Below are 23,539 nucleotides of genomic sequence, written 5' to 3' on the forward strand. Positions count from 1 at the left end.
AAACTGAAAATTTTTGAAATCTACCGTTTGGGGAAAATTCGAAATGAAAGCCGGAAATCGGGCGCGGATATTGCGCGGATACTGCGGAGATTTTACCTGGTTGGGTTGCCGGATGGCATACGAATAGCCGAAACGGTGCCGCCTGTGTGGATCCGGGCGCAGTGCGGGCGTATATCGTGCGCAACAGTTTCTATTTTGGAAACAGTTAGGCCCGTGACCCTCTGGGCACAGTATGAGCGCAGCAAAAATATATAGGCCGGAGCGGATCAGCAGCAGAAAAGCAGATAGAGCCGCCGGAATGGTACCGGGTGTCGCTGTAGTGTTCCCTGTTTGCCCTGCATCCATTTGGGCGCACTGATAGCGCAGATTTTGCGCGTTGGTATTGTTTTGCCTCATCATAGCACAACAACGCACAAGACGCAAGCCGTAAATATGCCTGTGACGCTCTGACGTGCCCGCTATGCCTGTTTTCGTGTTGCGGTGCGGAATCGCTCACCATAAACGGATTAAGCCGCCAAATAGCTGTTATATTGAATTGTAAATGTTCTGTGATACTTTGCGTGTGTCGTGCGCTTCCGGGTGCCGTTTGTTGTAATCTGGGGCGCACCGGCTCCAGGCGGCGCAGCTGTGACGGCCTGCGCTCTTGCCGTGCTTGCTATGGGTAGCAGCAGGAAACCGAACTTTTCCGCGTGTCTTGCGTGGGATCCTTTCCCGGATCACGTCACCCGCTGTTATTTACCGCTCGCGGTTCTCGGGGCGGCTATGGGCCGCCGATGTGCTTATATCTCTTGTGTGGCTGTCTGGATCATTCCGGGACGGTCTCCCGGCCTTATGCGCTACCGTATGAGCGTATGCACCGCGCACGACAAGCCGCCACGCCTGCCGGAATGCACACGGAAACCCCGTTGACGGAATCGAACCGCCGAAAATGTGCCACCGGGCACGGGAAAAAGGCAGCATGGAGCCGCCTATATTATACCCATCTTACGCGATGCCGAGACCGCGCAAGAAATCAGAGTTTACGTTCTGCCAGTCTGCCGGGATTAACTCGGAATATCCGCAGACGTTGCGCAGGTGGTACAGATGCCGCCGCAGATTGGACAGGGTACACCAAACGGAAGCGCTGCAGCCGGAGCCTTTAACCGGGATACTGTAAACAGTGCCGCAGTAGCTCCATAAATCCCAATTTCCAGAATGTGCGACAAACTCGCCCTTTTCTGTGATATCGCGGGCCTGATCTACCCAGATGCCGCCCATTTTGTCAAATTCATAGTTTTTCATCTTATTTTTCCCCTTTCATAATCTCAACAGCTACGCGGCACATATAGCCGCCAGCAAAAACGCAAACAATAATAAAAGCTGTCATTTGATTCCCTCTTTTCTTTTCCGGAAAACACCGCCGCCCGGTAACGGGCCGGGCTTGCATCCTCTGCGGCGGTTATGCCTGTAAAAGGCTTTTCAATTCGTTCCTTTTAGTATGTATGAGCTTTCTCGCAGCCTTTTCATCAATTTCCCCGCTGGTTATCTGCACGATGTATTTCGCCAGATCATCATAGGCGGCGAATTCGTTTTGATATGCACGATCGAAGATCTTTTCAAACTCCTCGTTTTCTGGCTCGCTGATATAGTCAGCCTCGGCGCGGTTGGCGAGCTCTTCGGCTCTTTCCAGTTTTTCCAGTTTTTCAAGTAAAATCTTCATACGTTCTCTTTCTTCCCTTTCACCCTGGGAGCCGGGGAGTTAATGCCGTCCCGGGAGTCGAACCCGGGCAAATCCAAACGGCCTAGAAATATAAATAAATCAGATCCATGATCTTTTTGAGCGATTCCCGGCGGTGTCTGTATTTCAAATGCTCGTCGCCGGAGGTGGTGCGCTCTGCCTGCGCTGCCTGATCTTTAAGGCGGCGGAAGTAGTCAATTTCCTCCTGAAGTTCCGGAAGCTGGAGAGATAAAATTTCGTCGATGGCTTCGGCTTCATCAGTCAGGAAGATGTTATTGAGTAAATATTTGATTTCGCTTCTTGCTTCGTTCTTTGTCATAGTGGTTTGTCCTTTCTTGGTGGTTGTCTGCTGTCCTTTATGATTGTATTATAACGCACATAGATATAAAAGTATAGATGGAATAATTGACAAAATAACGCACATATAAATGGACTGTAATTATGCAAAATATATAACGCACATATAAAATTGACAATATAACGCACATATGATATTATTTATATATAAATCAATATAGGAAGGTGTTGAAAATGGGAGATTTGAGAACGAGTGAAGCACAAAGAAAAGCAGTTAGAGAATATGAAAAAAACAACTACAGACTGAATATTGTCTTTCCAAAGGGAACAAAAGAAAGAATAGAGGCCCTAAAGCTTTCTAAAACTAATTCGGCTTTTATACGTGATACAGTTCTTTCTAAATTGGATGAATTGGAAAAAATACTAAAATAACGCACATATAATAGTTGACAATATAACGCACTTATATTATAATAGAAACTGTCAAGAGGTAGTAACCGAATGATAGTTACCGGGCAAGCGGAGAAAGGAGAAGCACATGAACGATATGGGAATGACTGATAAACAGTTTAATGGTTTTATTAGATTTCTGATTGATGATCTGAAAGAAGCCAAAGAGGAAAAGGACGTTGAAAAGAAAGATGCACGGATTCAGAAAGTTCTGGAGAACCTGCAGAGCACTTTAGAAGATTAAAAAAGAGCCTAGCGGCTCACAGAATCCAGAGGGGGGCGGAACTTGCCGCCGCCCTCCAGCAAGAAGAGTATAACAGCATTTGAGAAGGTTGTAAAGGGTCGGTATTATACCGGCTCTTTTTGTTGTGTCCAGATCTGGGAGAATGAGCTATAATAAAATCAATAACCGCCTGGGCGTTGGGGAACGGTGGCGGTTATCGGATCATAAGCGGTATAGGCTTTTTCTGCCCATATTTTAGCCGCTAGTCCGTATAATGTCAAGGAGCAGAGCAGGCAAGAAGATGAAACACGGCAACAAGAATTACATGCAGCTTTCCAGGCTGATCTTTACGGATCCATACAAGGACTTGTCAATCAATGCGAAGTGGCTTTTTGTGGTACTCAATGAGCTAGAGCAGCGTTATACATCCGCGGAATCAGACTATTTCTTTCGGTCAAATGAAGAACTTGCGAATGATTGCGGTTTTAGTCTGACAGTGCTTAAAAGGGCAAAAGCGGAGCTGTTGAAAACTGATTTGATTGAGTCTTACAGGGATCATTTGATAAATGCAAAGACAGGAAAGCAAAGCGAAATAAGAGTAAATTATTATCGTGTGAAAAAGTAGGGCTATGGGTCATATTTGGGCCGTAGGGCTACGGGTCATATTTGGGCCGTTATATATAAGAATTAGATTTTAAAACTAAGATTTTGTAAATAACAATTACAAAAAGAAAACTATCCCTAAAGGGATAGCAAAAGAAAAGTGCATTTTCTTTTGACTCCCTTTTTTGCTTCGCCCTGATTGTAAAACAGGCAATAGAAAGAATAAAAATTTATGCTTGACAATAATAAGCAAAATGTATATGATAATGGCAATTAATTTAATATCATTGTAGCGTGTGCGCATATGCGTACAGACCTGAAGCAAATAAACGTTTCAGAAGTGCAACCGAGCCAAGCAAAAGGCCCTGACGTTGTAGGATAGATAATATAAGTCTGTCTTACTTCGCCGGGGCTTTTTTATTTGCCCGTAAATCAATTTTTGATGGCTAGGTGAGAAAATCCCCACAGGATAACACGAAATGGCAGGAAACGGCAAATATGGACGTGAGAGAGGTATATAAACGACATGAGAGATAGAACGAGTAGAACAGAAAGAGAAAAACGGAGAAACGAACAGATCTGACATCTGGAGTATGTGCAGCGGATCACCTGGAGCAGATCCGGAACGCATCGCCCCAGATTAGTCACCCGGAAAAGCCCCATTTTGAGAATGATGTGAAAGAGTATGACACTTAAACAGAAAGGAGGTATAAACCATTATGGCATACAACAATAACAAAGACGATTATAAGGTTGATAATATTGTTATAGAGTTAGACACCGATGAAGATACAGAAGAAGCAGAGAAAGAGTATATAGCTAATATTACAGCTAAGATCATGACTATAACCAATGAGTTTATATCTCGTCATCCTAATATAGACTTATGTACTTCTCAAGGGTTAACAGAGTTATTAAAGGATATTAGGAGAAAGTATAAGGCTAATATTGATGATATTAAAGAATTAGGTATCTTATGGGATATATATACAGTTATATGTTGTACTTGTAGGATTAAACCCACTTTAATGAGATATAGCGTTATGACTGGCATAGATAATACTACTATTACAAGCTGGATTAATGGCGAATATGCGGGGCGGGTAAGCTCTGGACACTCCCAAACGGCGAAAAAGTGGAAATCGGAATGTGAATCAAGTCTATACGATGAGGTTATCCAGACCGGGAACATCGGTTGTATGTTTGCCCTAAAAGCAAACTACGGATACCGGGATAACATCCAGATCATACAGAGCGATGGTCGCGACCTGCTGCCGGAATACAGCCGGGAAGAGATCGCAGCGCGGGCCAAGGTGGTTGACCTGCTGCCAGATTCGCCCGATGATTTGCCAGATTAAGCCCCAGAGAGCCGCTGAAAACAAGCTATATTGTCAGACAATAGCGAGACCGTGCGCGAGACACAATTCAATACAATTCACAGCGAATTGCGTGAGGTCTGGAAAGTGGCTTATTTACTGGATTCTTGAGTGGTACAGTGCTTTTAACTATTCGCAAAACGGTAATTTAACGAATAGTTGAATGGTTCCGGGTAATACATAGGTGATTTAAGATAAACAATTAAAACTATTATCAGACAGTTTTCCTCAGGCTCAGATGAGGATGGGGGAGGGGGTCTGGTGGTGAGATCTTCCGAGGCCAGTTAGCTCCTCAAACTTCCGAAAAATAAAAAAGACCTCCCTCAATTACCATAAGACTTATATGTCCTGCCAGAAGAGGTAATATCCCTTATCAGATGGCAATAGACCTCTTCAAAAATTTTTTAAAAATAAAAAAGGCACTTCGGAGGCAAAGAAATGACTCATTGCGGAAGCTGTAGATTTTGTAAATTGGTCCAGGGCGAATGGACCTGCATCAATGAGGATAGTGAGAATTACGGCCTTGAGCTTGATTTCTTAGAGGGCTGTCAAGATGGCGAGAGGAAGGAACGGCACGATGAAAGAATGTGAAAAATGTCCTGCGGTCCGCAGATGTGATGGAAAATTAGTTTGCGGAAGTAGTAGCAGTGATAATTATGATCAGTACATTGAACAGATAGATAAGTGCGATGTGTACGGCTTTAACTGGCCTTATCGGTCCATTGATGATGTAGATATTCCGTTTGCACCAGAGAAGTGTGGAATGGAGAAACCGGAAGATGATCCGGTAAACCATCCTACTCATTACACCAATCGGCAGCATGAATGTATTGACGAGATGATTGCCATATTCGGTAAAGAAGCTGTGATTCATTTCTGCATCTGCAACGCTTGGAAGTACCGTTATCGTGCGGACAGCAAGGGAAAGCATGATGAGGACATGAAAAAGGCTGACTGGTATATCAACAGGGCTATGGAACTGAAAAATGAGTTACATTATGACTGGATTGAGGAACGGAGGTAATTATGATATTCATTGAGAAAACAGAGGTTGGCGGATGGGAAGCCGCCATCAGAGGCATGCGCAATCCGATGAACTCCTGGGATAAGAGTGATAGCCTTTTCTGGCCGGGCCATATGCAGATAGGCAAGGCGGATCTGGATCTTATGAAGCGTCTGGTTGCCTCAGGAACCGATCACTCCAAGTTCATGCGGTTTATCATTGTCACGGCTGATATTACGGCTCCGCTGTACTGGTACAAGGAGTATGAAACTTACAAGGTTGGCACTGTGAGCAACAGCTGTTCCACAATGCATAAGATTCAGGCTAAAGAATTTACCATTGATGATTTCTCGCATGAACATCTTCTTTCAGATGAACCAATTCCTACACGCATTTATTCAGCAGAAGGCATGATGGAAGCTACTGTGGAAAATCTGAATATGTTCCGTAAGCTATATCTTGAAACAAAAGACAAGTGCTATTGGTGGCAGATGATCCAGCTCCTTCCTTCCAGCTACAACCAGAAGCGTACAGTCCTTTTGAACTATGCGGTGCTGCGGAATATGTACCATGCGAGGAAAAACCATAAGCTGGACGAATGGCATCAGTTTTGTGCTTGGATTGAAACCTTGCCATTTTCAGAACTGATTACGGTGGAGGTGTGATATGCAGATTTTGAAAGGTGTAGCATATACGCTGAATGCAATCTTCGTGATTGCAGTAGCGGTGAGTTCCAGTGCTGAAAAGGATATGGCATCGAAAGTAGTAGCCAGTTTCGTGGCGGCTTTGCTGATTTTCAACACAGCACTGATTGCGATAGGAGTGTGATTCAATGAAGTTTCTGATTGTTCGTATGCGAAAGAATGGTATGTGTCGTTGCTGGAGCAATGGAGATCCGGTTGAGCGAACCACAATGGCTGGCGTAGCATTCAGTGATGGAATTGACCTCATGGCTCGGAAGGGCAAAAAGACATGGACAGAAGCGTTTCAGGAATTTAATGAGCGCATTATGGGGTTACCGAAAACAGACAAGAGGGGTGTCAGTAAATGAAAAAGTGGAAGTTGGTTCTACTGATCACGGCGGCAGTGGTATTTGTCGGAGCAGCAGGCGTGTACGGAGTGCAGAGTAGCCAGAATAAGGCAATCGCACTTGAACAGGCGGTTGAAATGGCAGAATCTGACATTCATGTGCAGGAGAAGCGGCGAATCGACCTGCTTCCGAATCTGGTGGATGCGGTTAAGCAATATGATAAGCATGAGGCAGAGGTTCTACAGGCAATCGTAGACGGTCGCGGCGGCGCAGCTGGAATCGAAAATGTGTCCACGGCCATTTCGGTGGTAGCAGAAGCCTATCCAGAGCTTAAGAGTAACGAGAACTACAGACAGTACATGACAGATCTGGCAACGACTGAAAATCTGATCGCACAATACCGGTCCAACTACAATAAGCAGGTCGGAGTATATAGGCGATATGTAAAAGGTTTTCCGGCCAGAATCTTCCTGGATTGGACTGGTTACGAGCGAATGGAATACGAGCTGCTTGACTATGATGCGCCTGTAGATTCTCCGACAAATTTGTTTGGAGATTGATTGATATGGAGATAACAAAACGAGAGATCCTAGCCAGCATCACAATCATTGCGGTTATGCTGATTTTGGGATTTGTAATTGCTGGTCGGATTGATGCTCACCAGATTCAAAAGAATTCTGAGTATTATAAGGCTGTCCAGATTACGGATTCTGAGCAATTTCGATATGGAATGGATACTTCGGTTGGCAATGCTTTTGTTTATGGCACTTTGGAAGCAGTGGATCCAGTAACATATCCGGAAATTGGCGGTCAGTACCTGTATGTGGAAAAAGTTGAGGAACATTACAACAAGCACACAAGGTCGGTTACGGAAAAAGACAGCAACGGTCATGAATATACTCGCATAGAAGAGTATTGGACTTGGGACTATGCGGGGGATGAGAGCATTCACGCTCAGAAAATCAAATTCCTTGATATAGAAATGGATTACAGAAAAATCCAAATGCCAACGAGCAGGTACATAGATACGATCTATAAATCAGGGTACGTCCGGTTTGATTATTATGGAGTTCCAACAGAAAATACAGGAACCGTATATACAGATTTGCGAGATGGAACTCTTTCCGATGATTCAAGTTTTTTTGCTGATACCGATATTGAATCGGCAGTGAAAAGCATGACAACATCCTGGACATGGTTGTTTTGGGGGGTATGGATACTGTTAACTGGTGCCGCGACGTTCGGATTTTACTATCTGGACAATGACTGGCTGAACAAATGAGGTAAAGAATGATTTTTACTTATTTCGGAATTATCCTGTTCCTTTCAGTGGAATGGGTTAAATTCATAGCTGACAGCCCGGTGAAAAGGGCAGAAAGGTCGTATAGATCTGGTAAGTGCGGGATTCCTTATCAGTGTTTACGATCGAGGCATCCAGAGTAGCGACAGCCTGGATGCGGAACTGTATTTGCGGTATTGAACGAATCCTGACGAGCAATGCAGGAAAGCATTGTGGGCCAATGGCAACGTGTTCATGCGGTAAGTTGCTGAGAGGGCCGCGCTATCTGAATGAAAATGTGAATATATGAACGATACGGCCGGCAGGCCGGAAGATGGATAGCTCAGTGGTAGAGTATTACGGTCGTGGGTTCGATCCCCACTCCATCTTTCCCGCACAGGCGCATATAACTGTGCGGCGCAATCTTATTTTTGTGTACCCCATGTGAACACCTCATAGCCAACAGGCTGTTAAGGCGGCTTACGACCGCCGTGAGGTTTGGCCCAACTACTGCTTGAGGGCTCATCCGAAATAAAAGAGCGGCGTGTAGATTGGCGGTAAAACGATATGAACCTTAAAAACCGCATAGTGCAGGGCATAGCACGAACAAATATATTGCTAACCGGCTGATGCCGGTTGAAGCGGGTTAGCTCATTGGGAAGAGCGGTCAGAAGCGCGCGATAATACAGCTGACAGGCGAATGGTTCGATTCCATTACCCGTTATTTAACTGTTCGGCAATTTCGAATGGTTGAACTTGTAAGGTTTCCTTACAGGTTGATAAGAATGGCATATAGTCCAGCAGGTAGAACGCATGACTGTTAATCATGATGTCGCCGGTTCGAGTCCGGCTATGCCAGTTCAAACATGATTATCTCGGTGCAGAAAGGTTTTTCAGCCTTGCCGAGATGCACAGTAATGAGATAGATAAATTCGGGATACTGGATTTATTGATTCTTTCATCAGCGGGTGATCCTGGTGGGAAGATGGAAACCATCAACAACGCTGTGCAGTGTATCATCATAGAGAAACCAAAAGCAGAATCCTTGTGGTCAGCGTACAATAGACGCCTGCGGTGTAGGAATAATCCATTGATGTGAGTGGTGTGAGAGACTACGGACTAAATGGAAATCTCAATAAGCTGATTTGCCTTGAACTGGAGAAATCTGGGTATAACACAAGAAATTTGTTAAAGTAGCGGTATGGCAGAATTGAAAATTTTGATCGAAAGTATAAGAGAAACTATCGAAAAACATTTAATCTGAAAGAACCGTGAAATTTACAGGTGAAATCCTGTATGTGCTTTGACCGCGGTAAGAAGCCAAGGGTCGCTCCCAAAAGCTCAGACTTATCGTCACATTGGCTGAATATGGTTGCATCTATGGTGGATAAGGGGAAGCCCTAATCATGTTTGTATAAGCAGTGGTCCCATAATGGTATTGGAGCAGATTGCTAATCTGTCAGTCGTTAATTCGGCTTACGGGTTCAAATCCCGTCCACTGCGTTTTGCCATGAGTCCGGTAGGTCGAGGAGGCGGTCTTGAAAACTTGCTGACCGTAATGGTTCTGGGGTTCGAATCCCTATCATGGCGTGTTGTTGGGTCGCTCCCAACTGATTTGAGCGTAGCGAAACACCTCAAAGAGAATGACAATGCCGGTATTTGGAGCAATGTATGTAGCAAGCGGTTATGCTAGCGGCTGTTTGCGACAATCGCACGTTGTTCTAAAGCCGGAATCGCTAAGGACCGTTAACTCAGTTGGTTAGAGAACCCGGCTCATAACCGGGCGGCCCAGGGTTCGAGTCCCTGACGGTCCATTACTTCCGCATTGCCCGCGGAAGAGTGTAAAGCGAGCAGGATGAGTGTAAGACCCACAGGGCGATTCATGAGCGGCTGCCTTGTAAGCAGTGGAGCGTGCGTTGGGCAATAACGACACGCCCTTTACATGCCGGCATAGCACAGTTGGTAGTGCGACTGACCTGTAATCAGTAGGTCGGGGGTTCAAGTCCCTCTGTCGGCTTTTAATGAAATGGAGGTGTAGGAATGGTTGATATGGATAAGGTCCGCAAGTGGCCCCGGGAACATTTGGAGAAACGGTTCCACGAATTAGATGCTCATATTGACGAGTTGGAAAGCAAGGTCAATGATCTGGAGGAGATGAAGAGTTGTCTGGAAGCTGAACGAGATGGATGCTCTCAGGACTGTAAAAGAACATATAAGCTTCTTACTAAGGAGCGGAATATAAATGCTGAGCTTACAAGCACAGTTCTGGTCCTGAGCCAGTTGCTGACGGAAGCGCGCCGTATCTGAGGGTATGGCATGATGGGCTATTGCCAAGCGGTAAGGCACAGGATTTTGACTCCTGGATGCGCCGGTTCGAATCCGACTGGCCCAGTTGCACGTTGATAATTGAATATTGATGGTTGGAGTGGTATAATTCCCCTATCACGTAAGATTGGGGAAAACAATGGATAAATTAGTTGAATTTTTAACAGCAAGAATATTTTATACGGTTGCGATAATAGGTGGTTTATTATTTCCGGGACTGATATTTGTGTTTGTTTGGGATAGGGATTTCTTTTCTAGTATATCATTTTTGTTGTTACTTGTGTTTTCAACTGCGGTTTCATTCATGGTATATATTGCGAACGTTTTATTTATGAGTTATGTGATGATGTTTGAGGACAAAATGAATAGTGAAAAAGAACCATCGGATATCCATGATCTATTAGGAATTCCGCTTATATTTTCGGTTATTGAAATGTCGGTAGCAATGATTGCTAAATTGTATAACAAAAATATTTCAATATTTATATGTGTAATCATTTTATTAATCGCATTGATTAGTTTTACCATTTCTAAATGTATATATTTAAAAGTGAAATCAGGCATGAACAATCGAAAAAAATAACATATTTTACCAACCATCAATATTTGGTGGTTGGTATTTTTTTGTCCGAAAAGAGGTGAATTTGATGATCGTTACGAAGCATGCGAAGCAGAGAATGAAGCAGCGCTGCGGCTTGAAAGAGAAATCTTCTGACCGGATTGCAAAGATTGCCTATGAGAAGGGGCTTCGGCATAGTGATTTGACCGGAAATCTGAAAAAGTGGGTGGATGGCCTGTATTTTCGGAATCATGCTGCTAATCAAATTCGACTCTATTCGGATAAGGCATACATATTTTCAGGTGAGAAGCTGATAACTGTCCTTCAGATACCGCATAACCTGGTGAAAGAGGTGGACAAGCTGAGGCGGAATAAGGAGTGATGGGGAATGAACATGGCTGATGTTATAAACAGCATAGAACAAGATGCGTTCCGGCGGTGCGTGAACCAGCCGGAAGATGGTTTCGACGGAATTGCAACTGTCAAAACCTTTCCAGATGGCAGCAGATGGGCGGTCTGTCCGTGGTGCGGAAAAAAGGCCGTGAAGATTTTGCCGGAGACGCGGATTTTCAAGATGCCGTATAAATGCAAGAACAGCAAGTGTCGGAGAGATTTTACAGTGCATGTGTGGGAGGTGTGAGATGAATATAGTATTTTGGGTGTTGGTGCTGCTTGTTGGAGTGGTAGCATGGTTCCTTTTGGCATTTGTATTTGTACCATTAGGGCGGATGGTTGCTTGTATTTGGTGTAATGCTATGAATCATATAAAAGAGGAGGAAAAGAAAGATGAGTAAGGGATTAGTAGGCGGCATTGCTGCAGGTGTAATCATTATTGCGGTGATTGCAGGCGGTGTTATTTGTACAAAGAAAGTTCCGGCTGGTTATGTTGGCATCGTTTACAACATGAATGGCGGAATTGATGGTGAAGTTCTTACGCAAGGCTGGCACTTGGTGGCACCGACAAAGAAAATCACTACATATTCTATCGGAATCGAACAGTCATATCTTACATCTGAGGACAAGGGGGATTCTCCAGAGGATGAGAGCCTGGACGCAGGAGGTTACCGCAAAGTATCCGGTGACGGATGTATTTGGTGATAAGCGGCAGGAACTTAACGAAGCACTGGATGTCTATTTGAAGCAGAAGTTTGAACCATATGGTATTGTGATCGACACAGTGAACTTTACTAATATCTCTACAGATAATGAGACTTCCGCAGCGATTCAAAAGAAGGTAACAGCTCAGCAGGAACTGGAACTTGCTAATATTGAAGCTAAGACCGCAAAGGTTCAGGCTGACAAGGATAAGCAGGTAGCGTTAATCGCCGCCGAACAGGAAAAGGAGAAAGCGGCTATTGTTGCGGAGCAGAAAAAAATCCAAGCAGAGGGCGAAGCAGAAGCGACAAGAATTAAGGCTGAAGCTGATGCCGAAGCGAATGCTAAGATCGCAGCGTCTCTCACTCCAGAACTGATTGAGAAACAGAAAATTGAAAAATGGAATGGTTCTGTTCCGCAGGTGCAGGGAGATACAACGCCAATAATTAAAATTGCAGAATAATTTTTGTTGATGTCGATTTAAACCAGAGCCTTTATGAGCCTTCGACCTTTGAATATCAGAGGAAGGAGGCTCTATTTTTATGGATTTTCAAGGCCATAGGGCAATCATAAATGGTCTGAAACGGCAACTGGAATCACCGCCATCGTATGAATCGCTGAGCTATTTACTGGCTGAATTGCGGTACACGATGGAAGATAACACAGATATCACGCTGGATGGTCGGGATTTTGTCATGGCCTATTCCGGATATATCAAAAAATGGGCAGTCAACAAATATTCCAGTACAAGAGATCGCCAGTGGGACAAGTTATATTGGGATACGATAAGGTTTGAAGCGCCATATATCTTCGATTCTTTCCTGATCTACATGGAGAGGAAACGGCGGGAAAAGAAAAAATTCTATATTCCGCGAAGGAAAACCTTGAAAATTGTCGTGGATGATCTGCAGGATCTGGAAGACCGGAAGATAGACTTCCTTGGCATTTCGCTGCCGCCACGAGTTGGAAAGTCTACCCTATGTATTTTCTTCATGGCATGGGTTATGGGTAAAAGGCCGGCTGGCCATAACGCTATGAGTGGACACAGCGGTATTTTGGCAGACCGTTTTTACCGCGATGCGTCAAAGCTGATAGAGAGTGAAGAGTACACATTCCGGGAAATATTCTCACAGGTCAGAATCGCGAACAGATCCGCAGAAAAGAATGAAATGTACCTTGATGCCGTTGAGAGTTTTGCTACACTAACTTGCCGCGGTATTGATGGTACATGGACCGGTGCGGTTGACATTTCGGATGATGGCTATTTATATGTTGATGACCTGATTCGTGACCGCCAAGAGAGCTTGAGCCCTACCAGACTGGAAAACAGATACCAGGATTATTTGAATATCTTAGTTGACCGTAAAAACGATGGATCTCGTGAATTGATGGTAGGAACCCGTTGGAATGTTATGGATCCATTGGGCCGTCTGGAAAAAGAACACAAGCATGATCCACGGTACAGATTCAGAAAGATACCGGCACTAGATGAAAATGATGAGTCTAATTTCCAGTATGAATATGGCGGTTTCTCTACGAAATATTACAGAGACATGCGTGAAAAGCTGGATCCTAATGAATGGTGGGCGAAGTTCATGCAAAAACCGTTTGTTCGTGAAGGGCTGCTTTTCCCTGAAAATGACTTGAGGTATTTTTACGGATTATTGCCGGAGGGCGGATTTGTTAGAACTGTTACGGCTTGTGATGTTGCTTGGGGTGGTGGAGATAGCCTTTCAATGCCGATAGGAGCTGAATATGAGAACGGAGACGTTTACGTGTTTGATTGGGTATTTAACAAGGGAGCGAAAGAGGTAACACTTCCAATTGTTCAGGGGAAAATTGTTGGAAACAAGATTCAACAAATAAATTTCGAGGCAAACAACGGCGGCGAAATGTATGCGAAATACATCAGCGATGATTTGGCTAGGCAGGGTTATCGCTGCTCAATAACTTCAACAAAAGCTCCAAACAAGATGGCTAAGATGACAAAAATCATTCAATACTCCGGTGATATTAAACGTCGGTTTGTTTTTCTCGCACCTAACAGCCTGATAGATGAAGCAGCAAAACATGATCCACCTGGAGTTCATCGTTACAGGCGAAGTCAAGAGTATGATGCTGCTATGGATGAAACGACAACATTCGTTCAACTTGGCCATAATGATCACGATGATGGGGCAGATTCACTGAGCCAGCTTGAACGTGCAATAGAGGGCGGTTTTAAGGCAGAAGTCAAAGTAATGCCGAGACTGTTTTAGAGAGGGGAGAATGCAATTATGATTAAAATTCTGACAAGAGAATACCTTGAAACCTATGCATATCTGGAATCAGAGATTAAACGGATCCAGCGCCGCCTTAAATATTACGAAGCGCACCCGGCTCAGGCTGCCTATGGCGTGGTAAAAGGATCTATGCAGCAGTTTCCGTTTGCAGAATGCCATTTTGTTGTTTCTGGCCCTACTATCAAAAGTACAGAGCAGCGGAGTAAGGCTGTCCGTCAGCTTGCAATTGATCTGAAAGGGAATCAGCAGCTTTTTGAGGATATGAAACTGGACATTGAAGCATTTCTGGAGTCCATACCGCCGGATGATGTAGAAATGAAGCATATTCTGGCTTTGAAGTATGTTGAGCGGAAAACGGATGAGGAAATTGGCAATGAGCTTGGATTTTCCCGCCGAGCCATCGGTGATAAGATCGACAGATTTTTGAAGAAACAGGTGGAGAAAGTAGAAGCGGTATAGGAAAGGAGTCGGCATTTTCCGGCTCTTTCTTTTGGATATAGTAATTTAACGAGCCATATATTCTATTACCCAGATGACACAGTTTCGTTACAATCTCGCAGCGGTAACATTGTTAGACGCTTACAGTTACAAGCCAATGAAGATACCGTAAGATATTTCAAAAGCACCGATGGCGGTGCTACATGGCCGCTGTGTGAACAACTTGTAAAAATTGCATCACCATACTATAGCGGTATTATTACGTTTACACCATCAACAGTAGGGGCTTGGTGTGCTGATACTGCTCATCCGCTTGTTTTTGCGGCAGGCGGGATTTATATTGGAGTGTTCAAAGTCGCAACAGTAAACAGAAATACCTCGCATTATATGGATGCCCATCTGCAAGATTTGGCAGGAAATATACCACTGTGGGAAAGCGAGGGTGTTTTACCGTTGCCACTTCCAGCCGGAGTTGTTTCATACAGAACCCTTAGTTTGCCGTTTATTTATGTAGCTCCCGCTTCTGGAATAACTCTCTATGCAGGATTCTTCCAGAGCGATAGTATCAGTGAAGTAACTTACGAAGTATCATGGATTCGCATGATTTAGTTATTGCAGCTCAATGTTGGCAATGATGAAAATTTCTGTATTTGCTGTGACGGCCGGATTTCCCAATGCTGTACGTATGAAAAAGTCTGTATAGCCATTTCGATAACTTCCGGCGTAGACATAACCAACCGTTTGAGTTCCTAAGAGCACAAATCCGATTGTATTTACAACATTGCCCTGAATTCGAAATAAAGCTGTATCAACGGCAATTGTAGAATTTATCGGAGAAAGTATCGTAATCGCAAGCGAAATCATTTTTCCTGATATCACCGATGAATTACGAGTCAATGTACCAACCAGTGCCGATATGCCAGAATAATGGGCTGGTTTCATATCGGTTAAATTACTATATGCTGTTAAGATTGCCACAAATGCCGTTTTTGATATGATAGAATGGTAGCATGAAATAGAATGGTTATCGGGACGACCCAGAATGGGCGTCTCTTTTTTTATGCGAGGTGGTGAGTTGTGGCAGCGTTTGAGGGTTGGCTTTTAAAAATCAATGGACAGGTATTTCCTAATGACCTGATAGCATTTGAATCCTATAAGTGCACTCCTGATCAGATTATGGACCTCGACCCATATCGAGATGGGAACGGTGAATTGCACAGAAATGCGCTTCCTCATACAGCCACTTCGGTTGAGTTTTCCACGCACAATATGTATCTCGCAGATGTGGAGCGTCTTAATCAATTTATTCAGCATGGAGCGCGGGTGCAGTGCGATGTTGAATACTGGAATCCGAATACATCCTCATATGTGTCCGGTAGGTTTTATATTGCGGATGTGCCATACGAGATCATAAACGTAGATGAGAAGCGGAAAACTATTCTGTACAAGCCAATAATCATAACAATCACAGAGTATTAAGAGGTGGTGAGATAGATGCTGGCGGTGCCAGAAGAGATAAAGAAAATATTTTGGCAGGACAATATCGGTGAAGAGACGCGGCGGAAATGGAAGCTGCGTTTTTTTGATTCCGCTATCCAGATGATCTATCCGGAAGAAGCCTTGTTTCCGTCCGAAGAACTGTTCCCGGCAGAACAGGAGCCGTCTTACATTATCGAGAACAGTCAGATGCAGACAGAATCAATAAAAATCACTGAGGGATTGTGCGAATCTGATGATTTGAAATTTGGTGAATGCAATGCGGCCCAGTTTGAGGTTACGGTTGCTGATGTGCAACAGGATCTGACCGGACTGGAATTCATGGTTACGCTAGAGGTTGATGGGTATGAGATGGCTATGGGAATTTACACCGTAGACAGCTTTGTTCGTCAGGCAGACCGTCGACTGAAAAAGATTACTGCCTATGACCGTATGCGAAAATTCAGCACCGATGTATCTGCGTGGTACCAGGTGTTGACGTTTCCGCTTACGCTGAAAGAGTTTCGAGATGGTTTATGTGAGTATATTGGCGTGAAGCAGATTGACACAGATCTTCCGCTAGATGATATGCCGGTAAGCAAAACTATTGATCCTGAGCAGCTGAGTGGCCTTGATGTATTGCAGGCCATCTGCGAGATTAATGGATGCTTTGGTCATATTGATAAGACTGGACGCTTGCGTTATCAGTTTTTAGGATGCGCAGGTCTTTACCCGTCAGAGACTCTTTTCCCGGATGATGATTTATTTCCGGGTGATTTGCTAGACGATGAAAATACGGAACAAATTCTGTTTTACAAGCAGTCAGATACTTCGTATGAAGATTATATTGTCACACCAATTGACCGCCTGCAGATACGGCAGGAGGAAGGTGACGTTGGTGTGCTTTACGGCAAAGGAAGCAATACCTACGTTATTGAGGGAAATTTTCTTGCCTATGGAAAATCCTCAGAGGAGTTGGAAGAGATAGCTGCAGCGGCTTTTGAAAATATTGCCGGCAGATCATATCGGCCATGTAAGATTGTGAGTCCTGGTTTACCGTGGATTGAGGTCGGAGATGGCCTTGTTTGTTATACATCAGATGATGTCATCGAAACGTACTGCTTGAAACGGACCATGACAGGCATTCAGGGCATGATGGATACGTTTGAAGCATCCGGCAGCATCGAGTATGAGGAGAACTTCGGAATCCAGAGCCAGATAATTCAGCTGGAAGGAAAATCTGCGGTTATTAAAAAATCCATTGAGCAGATTTCGGTCGATATGCGGAACCTGAAAGAAAACATGGAAACGCAGTTTAAGCAGACGGCAGAAGCTATTGCATTGGAAGCGAAGCGTGCGGGTGAAGCGGAGGCGGCACTGGGTGTCCGTGCTGATCAGATTGCGTTGTCTGTGAAAAATCTGAATGATTACACCGATGCGCAGATTAAATTGCTGTCAGATTCCATCACGATGAAGGTCAGCAAGGGAGATGTATCTTCTCAGCTGTCCATTGAAAGTGGTGGAATCTCCATCAAGGGTAATAGATTTAGCTGGGAGGCTGAGTTCTCGTCCCTCACGCCAGAGGGAAAATTGACCGTTATTGACGGGCTATTTAAAGGCGGCATCAACGTAGCAGACGGAATTTTTACGGTAGATGCTAAGACCGGTAAGGTGGTTGCCAAAAGCATTGAGATAGGCTCTACATCATCAACCAATACAGGTTATTTTTCCATACTCATTGCAAGCTCGCACACATGTGATAATTTGATTGTGCAGCAAGATGCCAATATTAATTCTTTAACTGTTGGCTATATAGATTGTAATAGCAGTATTCAGTGCAGCAGAATATACAGCTCTGTTGCCGGGGAATGGTGGAGTGATAAACGACTGAAACACGATATCAAGAAAATTCCAACCGAAAAGGCTTTGGATATCATATCTGAGCTTCGGCCTGTATCATTTCGGATGAATGATGGAGACATACCAGGAATAGGGTTTGTTGCTCAGGAAGTGAGAAAAATTTGTAAAAGGCATGATTGCGATATGCCGCTATATGGTCGACATGATGGGTATTATACGATTCCGTACACCAACTATATTCCGATATTGGTAGCGGCGGTGCAGGGCCAACAGAGAGAAATTGATCAGCTGAAACGGCTGGTCGGAAAGGAAGTTCAAGATGTATAAGTTATCGGAAGAACAAAGACAGCTGATTTTATTTTCTTTAGATAAAATTTCTGTGACGGGTCCTGATCAGGGAGCGTTGCTGTACAATGCAGCAAATATTATTCGCAACCTTCCGCAGGCTGACGATGAAGAGAAAGAAGGTGAAGCTTAATGGCATACGAAGCTTTTTATATCATAACTGACTGGCAGAACCTTCCATCGCAGCGGACGGCTTTAAGCCGAAAAAACCTTTTAAACATGGAAAATGGTATCAAGGAGGCAGATACTAGAATTGTTCAGCTGGATGCTTCTAAATTATCCATGGAAATTGCAAACACGCTCGTAAAATCCGTAAATGTAGATGCGAAGACTGGGGTTATTACCGTCACAAAACTGGGCGGCGGTATTGATACATACGATTTGGATATCGAACGAGTTGTTACCAACTTTGATGTGACGGACGAGGGCATCATCATTCTCACGCTGGCAGACGGGACTGAGAAGCAGGTCGATATTGGGAAATTCTTGAATACGTTCAAGAGTTCTGCGACGATCGCTCTTACTATGACAGATCGTGAAGTGACAGCCAGCATCATAGACGGCTCGGTCACTATGGACAAGTTGGACCCGTCCATTCAGTCAGAATTTCGTCAGTATATGCTTGATGCGCAGAATGCCAGAGATGCGGCGTTGCAGTACCAGAAGTTTGCCAAGAGGTATACAATTGGTGATGCAGAGTTTGAGGGTAGCGAAACTGACAATGCCAAGTATTACTATGAGGGCACCAAGCAGGCGGCTGCGGAAACTGTAACCAATGCGACCGCGGCCAGCCAGGCGGCTGGGACAGCCACAGAACAGGCCGGTATTGCTACCCAAAAGGCCACAAATGCAGCTGCGAGTGCCAACAGTGCATCGGCGGACGCGCAGACGGCGGCGGAGAAAGCTAGTACTGCTACGAATAAGGCGGCAGAAGCTACACAGGCGGCAACGGACGCTGCAGAAAGCGCAAACTCTGCTAGAAAAAAAGCCGGAGAAGCATCTGGCAGCGCAGATGATGCGAAACGCTATGCTGTTGGCGGTGTTGCGCCTGAGGACGCGGAGGATAATGCGAAGTATTACTGTCAGCAGGCACAGAAGTTGAAAGATCAGATAGATGCAGCGGCAAGCCTTGTGGTGCCGCAGTTTTACATTGATTTTGCCACGGGCCAATTAATGAGTGATAAAAAGGCACAGGGCATGAGATTTTGGCTTGAAGACGGAGTTTTGTATGGAGAAGCAGGAAATACAGAAATGGAGGTATTAGCATAATGGCAGTATCATACGGATATGTGGCTATCGTGCCAAAGGGCATTTGGAGTGCCGAAACACAATATGAAGCGTGCAATCTTGTTGAACACGACGGAAGTAGCTATGTTGCGAAAGCAAGACCGCCGATTGGAACACTGCCTACTGATACGGCATATTGGCAGGTGTCGGCAGCGGGCACAAAAAAGGCAACGGTTGACAGCCTTGGAACTGTTATGCCGGACGGTACGACAACAGAAGTAAATGAAGAGGGAAAGATAAGCGCTAAAACAGCTCAACAGGATTCTGCTGGCATGGTTAAAGGCAGTGATGATATCACTGTCGGGGAAGACGGTGCATTGACTATCAACACTGCTTTTGAACAGGCTACAGAGCTGGCGAATCTGATTGCTGGAGAAGCCATTAAGGAAGTCTTGGGTAAGGTGTCAAAGGCGATTGCAACGACTATGAATCTGGACCAGAATGCTCTTTTAAAGAATATGGTTTCTGGTATCGATGCAAATGACGGCAATAAGATTCCGAGCAGTGCTTTTGTACATACACTGTATGAGCGCCTTGGTATGGGGACGGACCTTTCAGCCGGTGACGCCACGAATGTAACGCAGGCGGTTAATTCACTATATAGTAATTTAACACCTTCTGGAATTACCGATGTATCTCATGCTATTAATACGGCATATGGATCTGGCAACATTTCTTATCACGTAATTAGCAAGGTGTGTTTTGTTTATTTTGTATTCACTCCTAGTCAAAAATGCGACAATGTAGGATTACTTAATAATGGCGTATTACCGCTCGCAAAGGACGCTTTGTATCATAGTATATCAACCTGGGGCAACCCAAACGTAGCTGTAAGTCTAGTGCAAACGATTACAACCGGTGGCCTACGCTTTTGGTGCGGAGAATCCTCTATAGGTATGCAAATTTTTGACAGTTTTTCGTATTGCATCAAGTAATATCCTTAACAATGTTTTCGCGCATGTGCAGACCTCCACCAAAATCAAAGTATGCCAAAAGTAAATTATCATGGTTGTATACTCCGAGCTTACCGGAATCATCTTTGTAAATATAAAACCCAAGAGTACCACCCTTAGTAAAATTAAGTTTGTGATCAGCGAGATTTATATCTCCAGAAAAAATTCCACCGGATTTATCAAATTTATCTGCTAAATTACTATTTTGCACAAAAACTTTTTTCCAAATTTTGGAAGTGTAACATTTTCAATAAGACCTTCGGGTCTATTTTTTATTGCCCGAAAACAGGGCAGAAAGGAGCTCTTTATGAGTGAGAAACTTAAAACCCAGAGCGGAGCAGTCTATGAGCTGACACCGAATGGGGCATATTTTGCGGATGATACCGCAAAGGTGATTTTTGTATTCCCGAATGGCAAGACCTATGAACAGATCGAGTCGGACATCGAAGGGAATGACCGTTTGCTGATTCTGGACGCAGACGGCGAGGCCATGGAGACCAAGGTTGGTTACACCTGCCTGGATGGAATTACTAAGAAAATGGATTTCGTGATCGGCACGAAACAGGTGGAAGCTGGCACTGATGAGTCCGGCAACACTCTTTACACCACAGAAGATGTGCATGGTGCGGCTATGATTGTGGTCCTGAAAAAAGCAGATATTCGGGCAGAGCTTGCGGCAGCCCAGAAGCAGATTGCCAACCTCAATGAAACTGTTGATATGCTTGTTTTAGCTGATCTGGAGGGATGAGAGATGTTTGATAGACTGAAAAATCTTTATATTAATGATAGGCTGTCAACGGTAGGATTATCCAACGCTGTTATCAAAGGTTGGATTACCGAGGAACAGCGGCAGGAAATTATCGCAGCAAAAAAGAAAAAGTAGTAGGAGGTGCCGGACATGACAGATACAGAGGTTGCTGTAAAACTGGAAAACCATGATCAGCAGATAAAATCCCTTAAACATAGGATGGACGAACAGGAAGAGCAGGGAAAGTCCCTGAGTAGCCTTGCACTGTCAGTCCAGAAATTGGCACTGTCAATGGAATCCATGATTGAGGAGCAGAAGAATCAGGGCGCACGCTTGGCCAAATTAGAAGCCGAACCTGCGGAGCGCTGGAGTAGTATGACGCGGACCATCTTTAATACTATGGTCGGGGCAATGGCTGGGGCTCTTGCGACAGGGGTTATCTATATGATGGCCCAGCATATTAAATAGTAGAGGAGAGCGAATACCATGAAAGAAAAGTTAGCGAAACTAATTGATGTGAAAAGTATTATGACGTTGGCACTGACTGGCGGATTTATCGGATTAACTTGCGCCGGAGAAATCACAGGGGAACAGTTCCTTACCATTTTCACTATGATTGTGGGGTTTTATTTCGGTACACAGGCACAGAAAGCAGGTAAATAGAAAGGCGGTGATCCTTTTCTCCGGGTCCGGCGGTAACCGGGCGGTCTAAAGCCAACTATACATACGGCGGTCAGAAATGGCCGCCTTTTTCTTTTTGTGGAGGTTTGGTTATGTATGGATTAAAAGCGAGCCATGTTGTTGATATGGCGAGAAAATACAAGAACTATCAGGAAAAAAGCAAACTGGGAACCCGGGCGCAGATGTGGAATTTTCATTGGTCGCCGGGATACAACAACTACACCATTTGGGCTATGCTCTATAATGATTATGTACGCAGAAATTTTCAGGGGCAGGCCTGGTGCGCTATGTTCGGAGCAGATGTTTTTGTTCTTGCGCTGATGGAACGCGGTCTTTCCCAGAACAACGCTGTTACTGCGGCAAAAGATCTTCTTGGTGGTGATTTACCATATAACTGTCAGCAGTTCGTAAATCAGCATCTCAGAGACAAGCGGCTGGATCATAAACCGGCAGTCGGTGCACCAGTGATTTTCTGGACTGGAAAGAAATATGGTCATTTTGGCATCGTATCTAGTGTGAATAGTAACGGAAACGGATTTACTTCGGTAGAGGGCAACACAAGTGGCGGTGCTGATAAGGTGGATCCAGACGGCGGGGCAGTTTGTGAAAAATGGCATCACCTGGACAGCAAGACATATTTCTGGCATCCTGTTTATGATTCGGAGACCGAGGAACCAGAGCTCATCATGTATGGGGTATCGACCGGACAGAAAGGTCTTAAAGTAGTTGGAGCGGAAGCACTGTTTGTGCGGGACTACCCTGCTACAGGAAAGGCCATCGGAGAACTGAAAAAGGGAACTATGATTAAGCCTATTCGGAAGTGTTTTGTTGATGGTAAGCCGTGGTATCAGATTGCTTACGGTGCCGGTGTTGGTTGGATTTCTGCCAGATTTCTTTCTGGCTGGGTTCTGGAAGACAACGCCCTGTGGTGGTATGTGCAGCTTGGGTATCGTTTTGCGGTAAATGCCTGGCAGCAGATTGATGGCATTTATTATTACTTCGACAGTACCGGCTATATGGCAACCTCCAGATGGATCCTGGACAGCGGGACATATTACTATGTAACAAAATCTGGTGAGATGGCCAGAAATGCTTATGTTAAGTCTTCAGATCAGAATCTGTACTACTGGGTGGGCGATGATGGCGCATGGCAGCCGGAATGGGATACTAAAATACCGGATTTTGATAAATATCAGCTTGCTGAATAAATTTCTTCATCCCCGCGCTGTGATGGTGCGGGGAATCCTTTGATTTTCTTCAAAAACTCTCCTGAATATAGTAATATTAACATCGTTGAAAAAACTTGGTCTGGAGTTGACATCCCATTTACTAAAACAAGCGGTAATGCCAATATCGTCACACTTAAACAAAGCGTATGTGGAAAAGTCGTGCAACTGTATATTTCACTGACAGCCACCGGAACAACGAATGAAGGTGATAATATAATAGTTGGTCAATTTACCAATACAATAAAACGTCCTATATCAATCATAAATACAGCAGCGTATCAAA

The 23,539-nt window shown here is 44.4% G+C and carries 34 protein-coding genes and 6 tRNA genes; 35 read left to right on the forward strand and 5 right to left on the reverse strand.

Annotated elements, in window-relative coordinates:
- Positions 1-984 precede the first annotated feature (984 nt).
- From DWY84_RS01290 to DWY84_RS01300, 3 genes are all read right to left on the reverse strand, one after another.
- Complete coding sequence (locus DWY84_RS01290) at positions 985-1,281, reverse strand: hypothetical protein (RefSeq protein ID WP_118530137.1); 297 nt, start codon at positions 1,279-1,281, stop codon at positions 985-987.
- Between the two features lie 157 nt (positions 1,282-1,438).
- Complete coding sequence (locus DWY84_RS01295) at positions 1,439-1,699, reverse strand: hypothetical protein (protein WP_118530138.1); 261 nt, start codon at positions 1,697-1,699, stop codon at positions 1,439-1,441.
- A gap of 82 nt (positions 1,700-1,781) precedes the next feature.
- The gene (locus tag DWY84_RS01300) at positions 1,782-2,036 is read right to left on the reverse strand and encodes a hypothetical protein (protein ID WP_118530140.1); all 255 of its coding nucleotides are present in this window, start codon (positions 2,034-2,036) and stop codon (positions 1,782-1,784) included.
- Between the two features lie 212 nt (positions 2,037-2,248).
- On the opposite strand from DWY84_RS01300, the gene DWY84_RS01305 reads away from it, so the two are divergent.
- From DWY84_RS01305 to DWY84_RS01405, 25 genes are all read left to right on the forward strand, one after another.
- The gene (locus tag DWY84_RS01305) at positions 2,249-2,446 is read left to right on the forward strand and encodes a hypothetical protein (protein ID WP_118530141.1); all 198 of its coding nucleotides are present in this window, start codon (positions 2,249-2,251) and stop codon (positions 2,444-2,446) included.
- Between the two features lie 106 nt (positions 2,447-2,552).
- Positions 2,553-2,708: a hypothetical protein gene (locus DWY84_RS17285; RefSeq protein ID WP_182434892.1), complete on the forward strand. Its 156-nt coding sequence runs from the start codon at positions 2,553-2,555 to the stop codon at positions 2,706-2,708.
- 280 nt (positions 2,709-2,988) lie between these two features.
- Positions 2,989-3,312, forward strand: a complete 324-nt coding sequence (locus DWY84_RS01310) for a hypothetical protein (RefSeq protein WP_118530142.1) — start codon at positions 2,989-2,991, stop codon at positions 3,310-3,312.
- A 697-nt stretch (positions 3,313-4,009) separates the two neighbouring features.
- Positions 4,010-4,648: a hypothetical protein gene (locus DWY84_RS01315; RefSeq protein WP_118530144.1), complete on the forward strand. Its 639-nt coding sequence runs from the start codon at positions 4,010-4,012 to the stop codon at positions 4,646-4,648.
- A 595-nt stretch (positions 4,649-5,243) separates the two neighbouring features.
- Positions 5,244-5,690: a DUF3310 domain-containing protein gene (locus DWY84_RS17630; protein ID WP_243024700.1), complete on the forward strand. Its 447-nt coding sequence runs from the start codon at positions 5,244-5,246 to the stop codon at positions 5,688-5,690.
- Positions 5,691-5,692: 2 nt separating this feature from the next.
- Positions 5,693-6,334, forward strand: a complete 642-nt coding sequence (locus DWY84_RS01325) for a hypothetical protein (RefSeq protein WP_118530145.1) — start codon at positions 5,693-5,695, stop codon at positions 6,332-6,334.
- 1 nt (position 6,335) lies between these two features.
- Positions 6,336-6,497, forward strand: a complete 162-nt coding sequence (locus DWY84_RS17290) for a hypothetical protein (RefSeq protein ID WP_182434893.1) — start codon at positions 6,336-6,338, stop codon at positions 6,495-6,497.
- Between the two features lie 4 nt (positions 6,498-6,501).
- Positions 6,502-6,720, forward strand: coding sequence for a hypothetical protein (locus tag DWY84_RS01330; RefSeq protein ID WP_118530147.1), 219 nt, complete (start codon positions 6,502-6,504; stop codon positions 6,718-6,720).
- Positions 6,717-7,259, forward strand: coding sequence for a LemA family protein (locus DWY84_RS01335; RefSeq protein WP_118530148.1), 543 nt, complete (start codon positions 6,717-6,719; stop codon positions 7,257-7,259). Before DWY84_RS01330 ends, DWY84_RS01335 begins: the two co-directional genes overlap by 4 nt.
- Positions 7,260-7,264: 5 nt before the next feature.
- On the forward strand, positions 7,265-7,981 hold the full coding sequence (locus DWY84_RS01340) for a hypothetical protein (RefSeq protein ID WP_118530149.1): 717 nt from the start codon (positions 7,265-7,267) through the stop codon (positions 7,979-7,981).
- A 329-nt stretch (positions 7,982-8,310) separates the two neighbouring features.
- Positions 8,311-8,368, forward strand: a tRNA-OTHER gene (locus tag DWY84_RS17295).
- 396 nt (positions 8,369-8,764) lie between these two features.
- Positions 8,765-8,837 (forward strand) — tRNA-Asn (locus DWY84_RS01345).
- 559 nt (positions 8,838-9,396) lie between these two features.
- Positions 9,397-9,481 (forward strand) — tRNA-Ser (locus DWY84_RS01355).
- A gap of 237 nt (positions 9,482-9,718) precedes the next feature.
- Positions 9,719-9,792 (forward strand) — tRNA-Ile (locus tag DWY84_RS01360).
- A gap of 130 nt (positions 9,793-9,922) precedes the next feature.
- Positions 9,923-9,995, forward strand: a tRNA-Thr gene (locus DWY84_RS01365).
- Between the two features lie 23 nt (positions 9,996-10,018).
- Positions 10,019-10,285 carry a hypothetical protein gene (locus tag DWY84_RS01370; protein WP_118530152.1) on the forward strand — a complete coding sequence of 89 codons (267 nt, stop codon included), beginning with the start codon at positions 10,019-10,021 and terminating at the stop codon, positions 10,283-10,285.
- Positions 10,286-10,298: 13 nt separating this feature from the next.
- A tRNA-Gln gene (locus DWY84_RS01375) sits at positions 10,299-10,370 on the forward strand.
- A 72-nt stretch (positions 10,371-10,442) separates the two neighbouring features.
- On the forward strand, positions 10,443-10,886 hold the full coding sequence (locus DWY84_RS01380; protein WP_118530153.1) for a hypothetical protein: 444 nt from the start codon (positions 10,443-10,445) through the stop codon (positions 10,884-10,886).
- A 64-nt stretch (positions 10,887-10,950) separates the two neighbouring features.
- Positions 10,951-11,244, forward strand: coding sequence for a hypothetical protein (locus DWY84_RS01385; protein ID WP_118530155.1), 294 nt, complete (start codon positions 10,951-10,953; stop codon positions 11,242-11,244).
- Between the two features lie 6 nt (positions 11,245-11,250).
- Complete coding sequence (locus tag DWY84_RS01390; protein WP_118530156.1) at positions 11,251-11,502, forward strand: hypothetical protein; 252 nt, start codon at positions 11,251-11,253, stop codon at positions 11,500-11,502.
- Between the two features lies 1 nt (position 11,503).
- Positions 11,504-11,656, forward strand: coding sequence for a hypothetical protein (locus DWY84_RS17300; RefSeq protein WP_182434894.1), 153 nt, complete (start codon positions 11,504-11,506; stop codon positions 11,654-11,656).
- Positions 11,649-11,960 carry an SPFH domain-containing protein gene (locus tag DWY84_RS17545; RefSeq protein WP_207665114.1) on the forward strand — a complete coding sequence of 104 codons (312 nt, stop codon included), beginning with the start codon at positions 11,649-11,651 and terminating at the stop codon, positions 11,958-11,960. The genes DWY84_RS17300 and DWY84_RS17545 overlap by 8 nt, the downstream gene beginning before the upstream one ends.
- A complete protein-coding gene (locus DWY84_RS17550; protein ID WP_207665115.1) occupies positions 11,941-12,420 on the forward strand; it encodes a hypothetical protein in 480 nt (159 codons plus the stop codon). Before DWY84_RS17545 ends, DWY84_RS17550 begins: the two co-directional genes overlap by 20 nt.
- Positions 12,421-12,499: 79 nt before the next feature.
- A complete protein-coding gene (locus DWY84_RS01400) occupies positions 12,500-14,215 on the forward strand; it encodes a hypothetical protein (protein WP_118530158.1) in 1,716 nt (571 codons plus the stop codon).
- A gap of 18 nt (positions 14,216-14,233) precedes the next feature.
- Positions 14,234-14,698, forward strand: coding sequence for a hypothetical protein (locus tag DWY84_RS01405; RefSeq protein WP_118530159.1), 465 nt, complete (start codon positions 14,234-14,236; stop codon positions 14,696-14,698).
- 588 nt (positions 14,699-15,286) lie between these two features.
- On the opposite strand, the gene DWY84_RS01410 is transcribed toward DWY84_RS01405, so the two are convergent.
- On the reverse strand, positions 15,287-15,655 hold the full coding sequence (locus DWY84_RS01410) for a hypothetical protein (RefSeq protein WP_147354260.1): 369 nt from the start codon (positions 15,653-15,655) through the stop codon (positions 15,287-15,289).
- A 99-nt stretch (positions 15,656-15,754) separates the two neighbouring features.
- On the opposite strand from DWY84_RS01410, the gene DWY84_RS01415 reads away from it, so the two are divergent.
- From DWY84_RS01415 to DWY84_RS01430, 5 genes are all read left to right on the forward strand, one after another.
- Positions 15,755-16,156 carry a DUF6711 family protein gene (locus DWY84_RS01415; protein WP_118530162.1) on the forward strand — a complete coding sequence of 134 codons (402 nt, stop codon included), beginning with the start codon at positions 15,755-15,757 and terminating at the stop codon, positions 16,154-16,156.
- 207 nt (positions 16,157-16,363) lie between these two features.
- The gene (locus DWY84_RS01420) at positions 16,364-18,340 is read left to right on the forward strand and encodes a tail fiber domain-containing protein (protein ID WP_243024701.1); all 1,977 of its coding nucleotides are present in this window, start codon (positions 16,364-16,366) and stop codon (positions 18,338-18,340) included.
- A complete protein-coding gene (locus DWY84_RS17305; protein ID WP_182434895.1) occupies positions 18,333-18,491 on the forward strand; it encodes a hypothetical protein in 159 nt (52 codons plus the stop codon). Before DWY84_RS01420 ends, DWY84_RS17305 begins: the two co-directional genes overlap by 8 nt.
- Positions 18,491-19,627 carry a hypothetical protein gene (locus DWY84_RS01425; protein WP_118530165.1) on the forward strand — a complete coding sequence of 379 codons (1,137 nt, stop codon included), beginning with the start codon at positions 18,491-18,493 and terminating at the stop codon, positions 19,625-19,627. The genes DWY84_RS17305 and DWY84_RS01425 overlap by 1 nt, the downstream gene beginning before the upstream one ends.
- Positions 19,627-20,580, forward strand: a complete 954-nt coding sequence (locus DWY84_RS01430; RefSeq protein ID WP_118530166.1) for a hypothetical protein — start codon at positions 19,627-19,629, stop codon at positions 20,578-20,580. The genes DWY84_RS01425 and DWY84_RS01430 overlap by 1 nt, the downstream gene beginning before the upstream one ends.
- Here DWY84_RS01430 and DWY84_RS01435 read toward each other — a convergent pair.
- Positions 20,573-20,809 (reverse strand): hypothetical protein, encoded by a 237-nt coding sequence (locus DWY84_RS01435; protein WP_118530168.1) that lies wholly within the window; start codon positions 20,807-20,809, stop codon positions 20,573-20,575. The genes DWY84_RS01430 and DWY84_RS01435 overlap by 8 nt on opposite strands.
- A gap of 96 nt (positions 20,810-20,905) precedes the next feature.
- Between DWY84_RS01435 and DWY84_RS01440 the strand changes: the two genes are divergently transcribed.
- The 5 genes from DWY84_RS01440 to DWY84_RS01455 all read left to right on the forward strand — a co-directional run bounded on the left by DWY84_RS01440 (position 20,906) and on the right by DWY84_RS01455 (position 23,235).
- Complete coding sequence (locus tag DWY84_RS01440) at positions 20,906-21,346, forward strand: hypothetical protein (RefSeq protein ID WP_118530170.1); 441 nt, start codon at positions 20,906-20,908, stop codon at positions 21,344-21,346.
- A gap of 3 nt (positions 21,347-21,349) precedes the next feature.
- On the forward strand, positions 21,350-21,481 hold the full coding sequence (locus DWY84_RS01445; RefSeq protein ID WP_118530172.1) for an XkdX family protein: 132 nt from the start codon (positions 21,350-21,352) through the stop codon (positions 21,479-21,481).
- A gap of 15 nt (positions 21,482-21,496) precedes the next feature.
- Positions 21,497-21,814 (forward strand): hypothetical protein, encoded by a 318-nt coding sequence (locus DWY84_RS01450; RefSeq protein ID WP_118530174.1) that lies wholly within the window; start codon positions 21,497-21,499, stop codon positions 21,812-21,814.
- A gap of 18 nt (positions 21,815-21,832) precedes the next feature.
- On the forward strand, positions 21,833-22,009 hold the full coding sequence (locus DWY84_RS17310; RefSeq protein WP_182434896.1) for a hypothetical protein: 177 nt from the start codon (positions 21,833-21,835) through the stop codon (positions 22,007-22,009).
- Between the two features lie 110 nt (positions 22,010-22,119).
- Entirely contained in the window at positions 22,120-23,235 is a 1,116-nt protein-coding gene (locus DWY84_RS01455) for a CHAP domain-containing protein (protein WP_118530176.1), read from the forward strand.
- Positions 23,236-23,539: the final 304 nt, after the last annotated feature.

Origin of the sequence: Clostridium sp. AF27-2AA (assembly GCF_003478505.1) — a bacterium.
Lineage (GTDB): Bacteria > Bacillota > Clostridia > Lachnospirales > Lachnospiraceae > Brotaphodocola.

Coding starts and splice junctions, on each gene's coding strand:
- DWY84_RS01310 (WP_118530142.1), top strand. CDS start 2,989: ATGAAACACGGCAACAAGAATTACATGCAGCTTTCCAGGCTGATCTTT.
- DWY84_RS17290 (WP_182434893.1), top strand. CDS start 6,336: ATGCAGATTTTGAAAGGTGTAGCATATACGCTGAATGCAATCTTCGTG.
- DWY84_RS01335 (WP_118530148.1), top strand. CDS start 6,717: ATGAAAAAGTGGAAGTTGGTTCTACTGATCACGGCGGCAGTGGTATTT.
- DWY84_RS01385 (WP_118530155.1), top strand. CDS start 10,951: ATGATCGTTACGAAGCATGCGAAGCAGAGAATGAAGCAGCGCTGCGGC.
- DWY84_RS01370 (WP_118530152.1), top strand. CDS start 10,019: ATGGTTGATATGGATAAGGTCCGCAAGTGGCCCCGGGAACATTTGGAG.
- DWY84_RS17310 (WP_182434896.1), top strand. CDS start 21,833: ATGAAAGAAAAGTTAGCGAAACTAATTGATGTGAAAAGTATTATGACG.
- DWY84_RS01295 (WP_118530138.1), bottom strand. CDS start 1,699: ATGAAGATTTTACTTGAAAAACTGGAAAAACTGGAAAGAGCCGAAGAG.
- DWY84_RS17285 (WP_182434892.1), top strand. CDS start 2,553: ATGAACGATATGGGAATGACTGATAAACAGTTTAATGGTTTTATTAGA.
- DWY84_RS01455 (WP_118530176.1), top strand. CDS start 22,120: ATGTATGGATTAAAAGCGAGCCATGTTGTTGATATGGCGAGAAAATAC.
- DWY84_RS01340 (WP_118530149.1), top strand. CDS start 7,265: ATGGAGATAACAAAACGAGAGATCCTAGCCAGCATCACAATCATTGCG.
- DWY84_RS01420 (WP_243024701.1), top strand. CDS start 16,364: ATGCAGACAGAATCAATAAAAATCACTGAGGGATTGTGCGAATCTGAT.
- DWY84_RS01330 (WP_118530147.1), top strand. CDS start 6,502: ATGAAGTTTCTGATTGTTCGTATGCGAAAGAATGGTATGTGTCGTTGC.
- DWY84_RS01440 (WP_118530170.1), top strand. CDS start 20,906: ATGAGTGAGAAACTTAAAACCCAGAGCGGAGCAGTCTATGAGCTGACA.
- DWY84_RS01450 (WP_118530174.1), top strand. CDS start 21,497: ATGACAGATACAGAGGTTGCTGTAAAACTGGAAAACCATGATCAGCAG.
- DWY84_RS17630 (WP_243024700.1), top strand. CDS start 5,244: ATGAAAGAATGTGAAAAATGTCCTGCGGTCCGCAGATGTGATGGAAAA.
- DWY84_RS01425 (WP_118530165.1), top strand. CDS start 18,491: ATGGCATACGAAGCTTTTTATATCATAACTGACTGGCAGAACCTTCCA.
- DWY84_RS17305 (WP_182434895.1), top strand. CDS start 18,333: ATGTATAAGTTATCGGAAGAACAAAGACAGCTGATTTTATTTTCTTTA.
- DWY84_RS01305 (WP_118530141.1), top strand. CDS start 2,249: ATGGGAGATTTGAGAACGAGTGAAGCACAAAGAAAAGCAGTTAGAGAA.
- DWY84_RS17300 (WP_182434894.1), top strand. CDS start 11,504: ATGAATATAGTATTTTGGGTGTTGGTGCTGCTTGTTGGAGTGGTAGCA.
- DWY84_RS01300 (WP_118530140.1), bottom strand. CDS start 2,036: ATGACAAAGAACGAAGCAAGAAGCGAAATCAAATATTTACTCAATAAC.
- DWY84_RS01315 (WP_118530144.1), top strand. CDS start 4,010: ATGGCATACAACAATAACAAAGACGATTATAAGGTTGATAATATTGTT.
- DWY84_RS01405 (WP_118530159.1), top strand. CDS start 14,234: ATGATTAAAATTCTGACAAGAGAATACCTTGAAACCTATGCATATCTG.
- DWY84_RS01290 (WP_118530137.1), bottom strand. CDS start 1,281: ATGAAAAACTATGAATTTGACAAAATGGGCGGCATCTGGGTAGATCAG.
- DWY84_RS01380 (WP_118530153.1), top strand. CDS start 10,443: ATGGATAAATTAGTTGAATTTTTAACAGCAAGAATATTTTATACGGTT.
- DWY84_RS01400 (WP_118530158.1), top strand. CDS start 12,500: ATGGATTTTCAAGGCCATAGGGCAATCATAAATGGTCTGAAACGGCAA.
- DWY84_RS01390 (WP_118530156.1), top strand. CDS start 11,251: ATGAACATGGCTGATGTTATAAACAGCATAGAACAAGATGCGTTCCGG.
- DWY84_RS01445 (WP_118530172.1), top strand. CDS start 21,350: ATGTTTGATAGACTGAAAAATCTTTATATTAATGATAGGCTGTCAACG.
- DWY84_RS17545 (WP_207665114.1), top strand. CDS start 11,649: ATGAGTAAGGGATTAGTAGGCGGCATTGCTGCAGGTGTAATCATTATT.
- DWY84_RS01430 (WP_118530166.1), top strand. CDS start 19,627: ATGGCAGTATCATACGGATATGTGGCTATCGTGCCAAAGGGCATTTGG.
- DWY84_RS01325 (WP_118530145.1), top strand. CDS start 5,693: ATGATATTCATTGAGAAAACAGAGGTTGGCGGATGGGAAGCCGCCATC.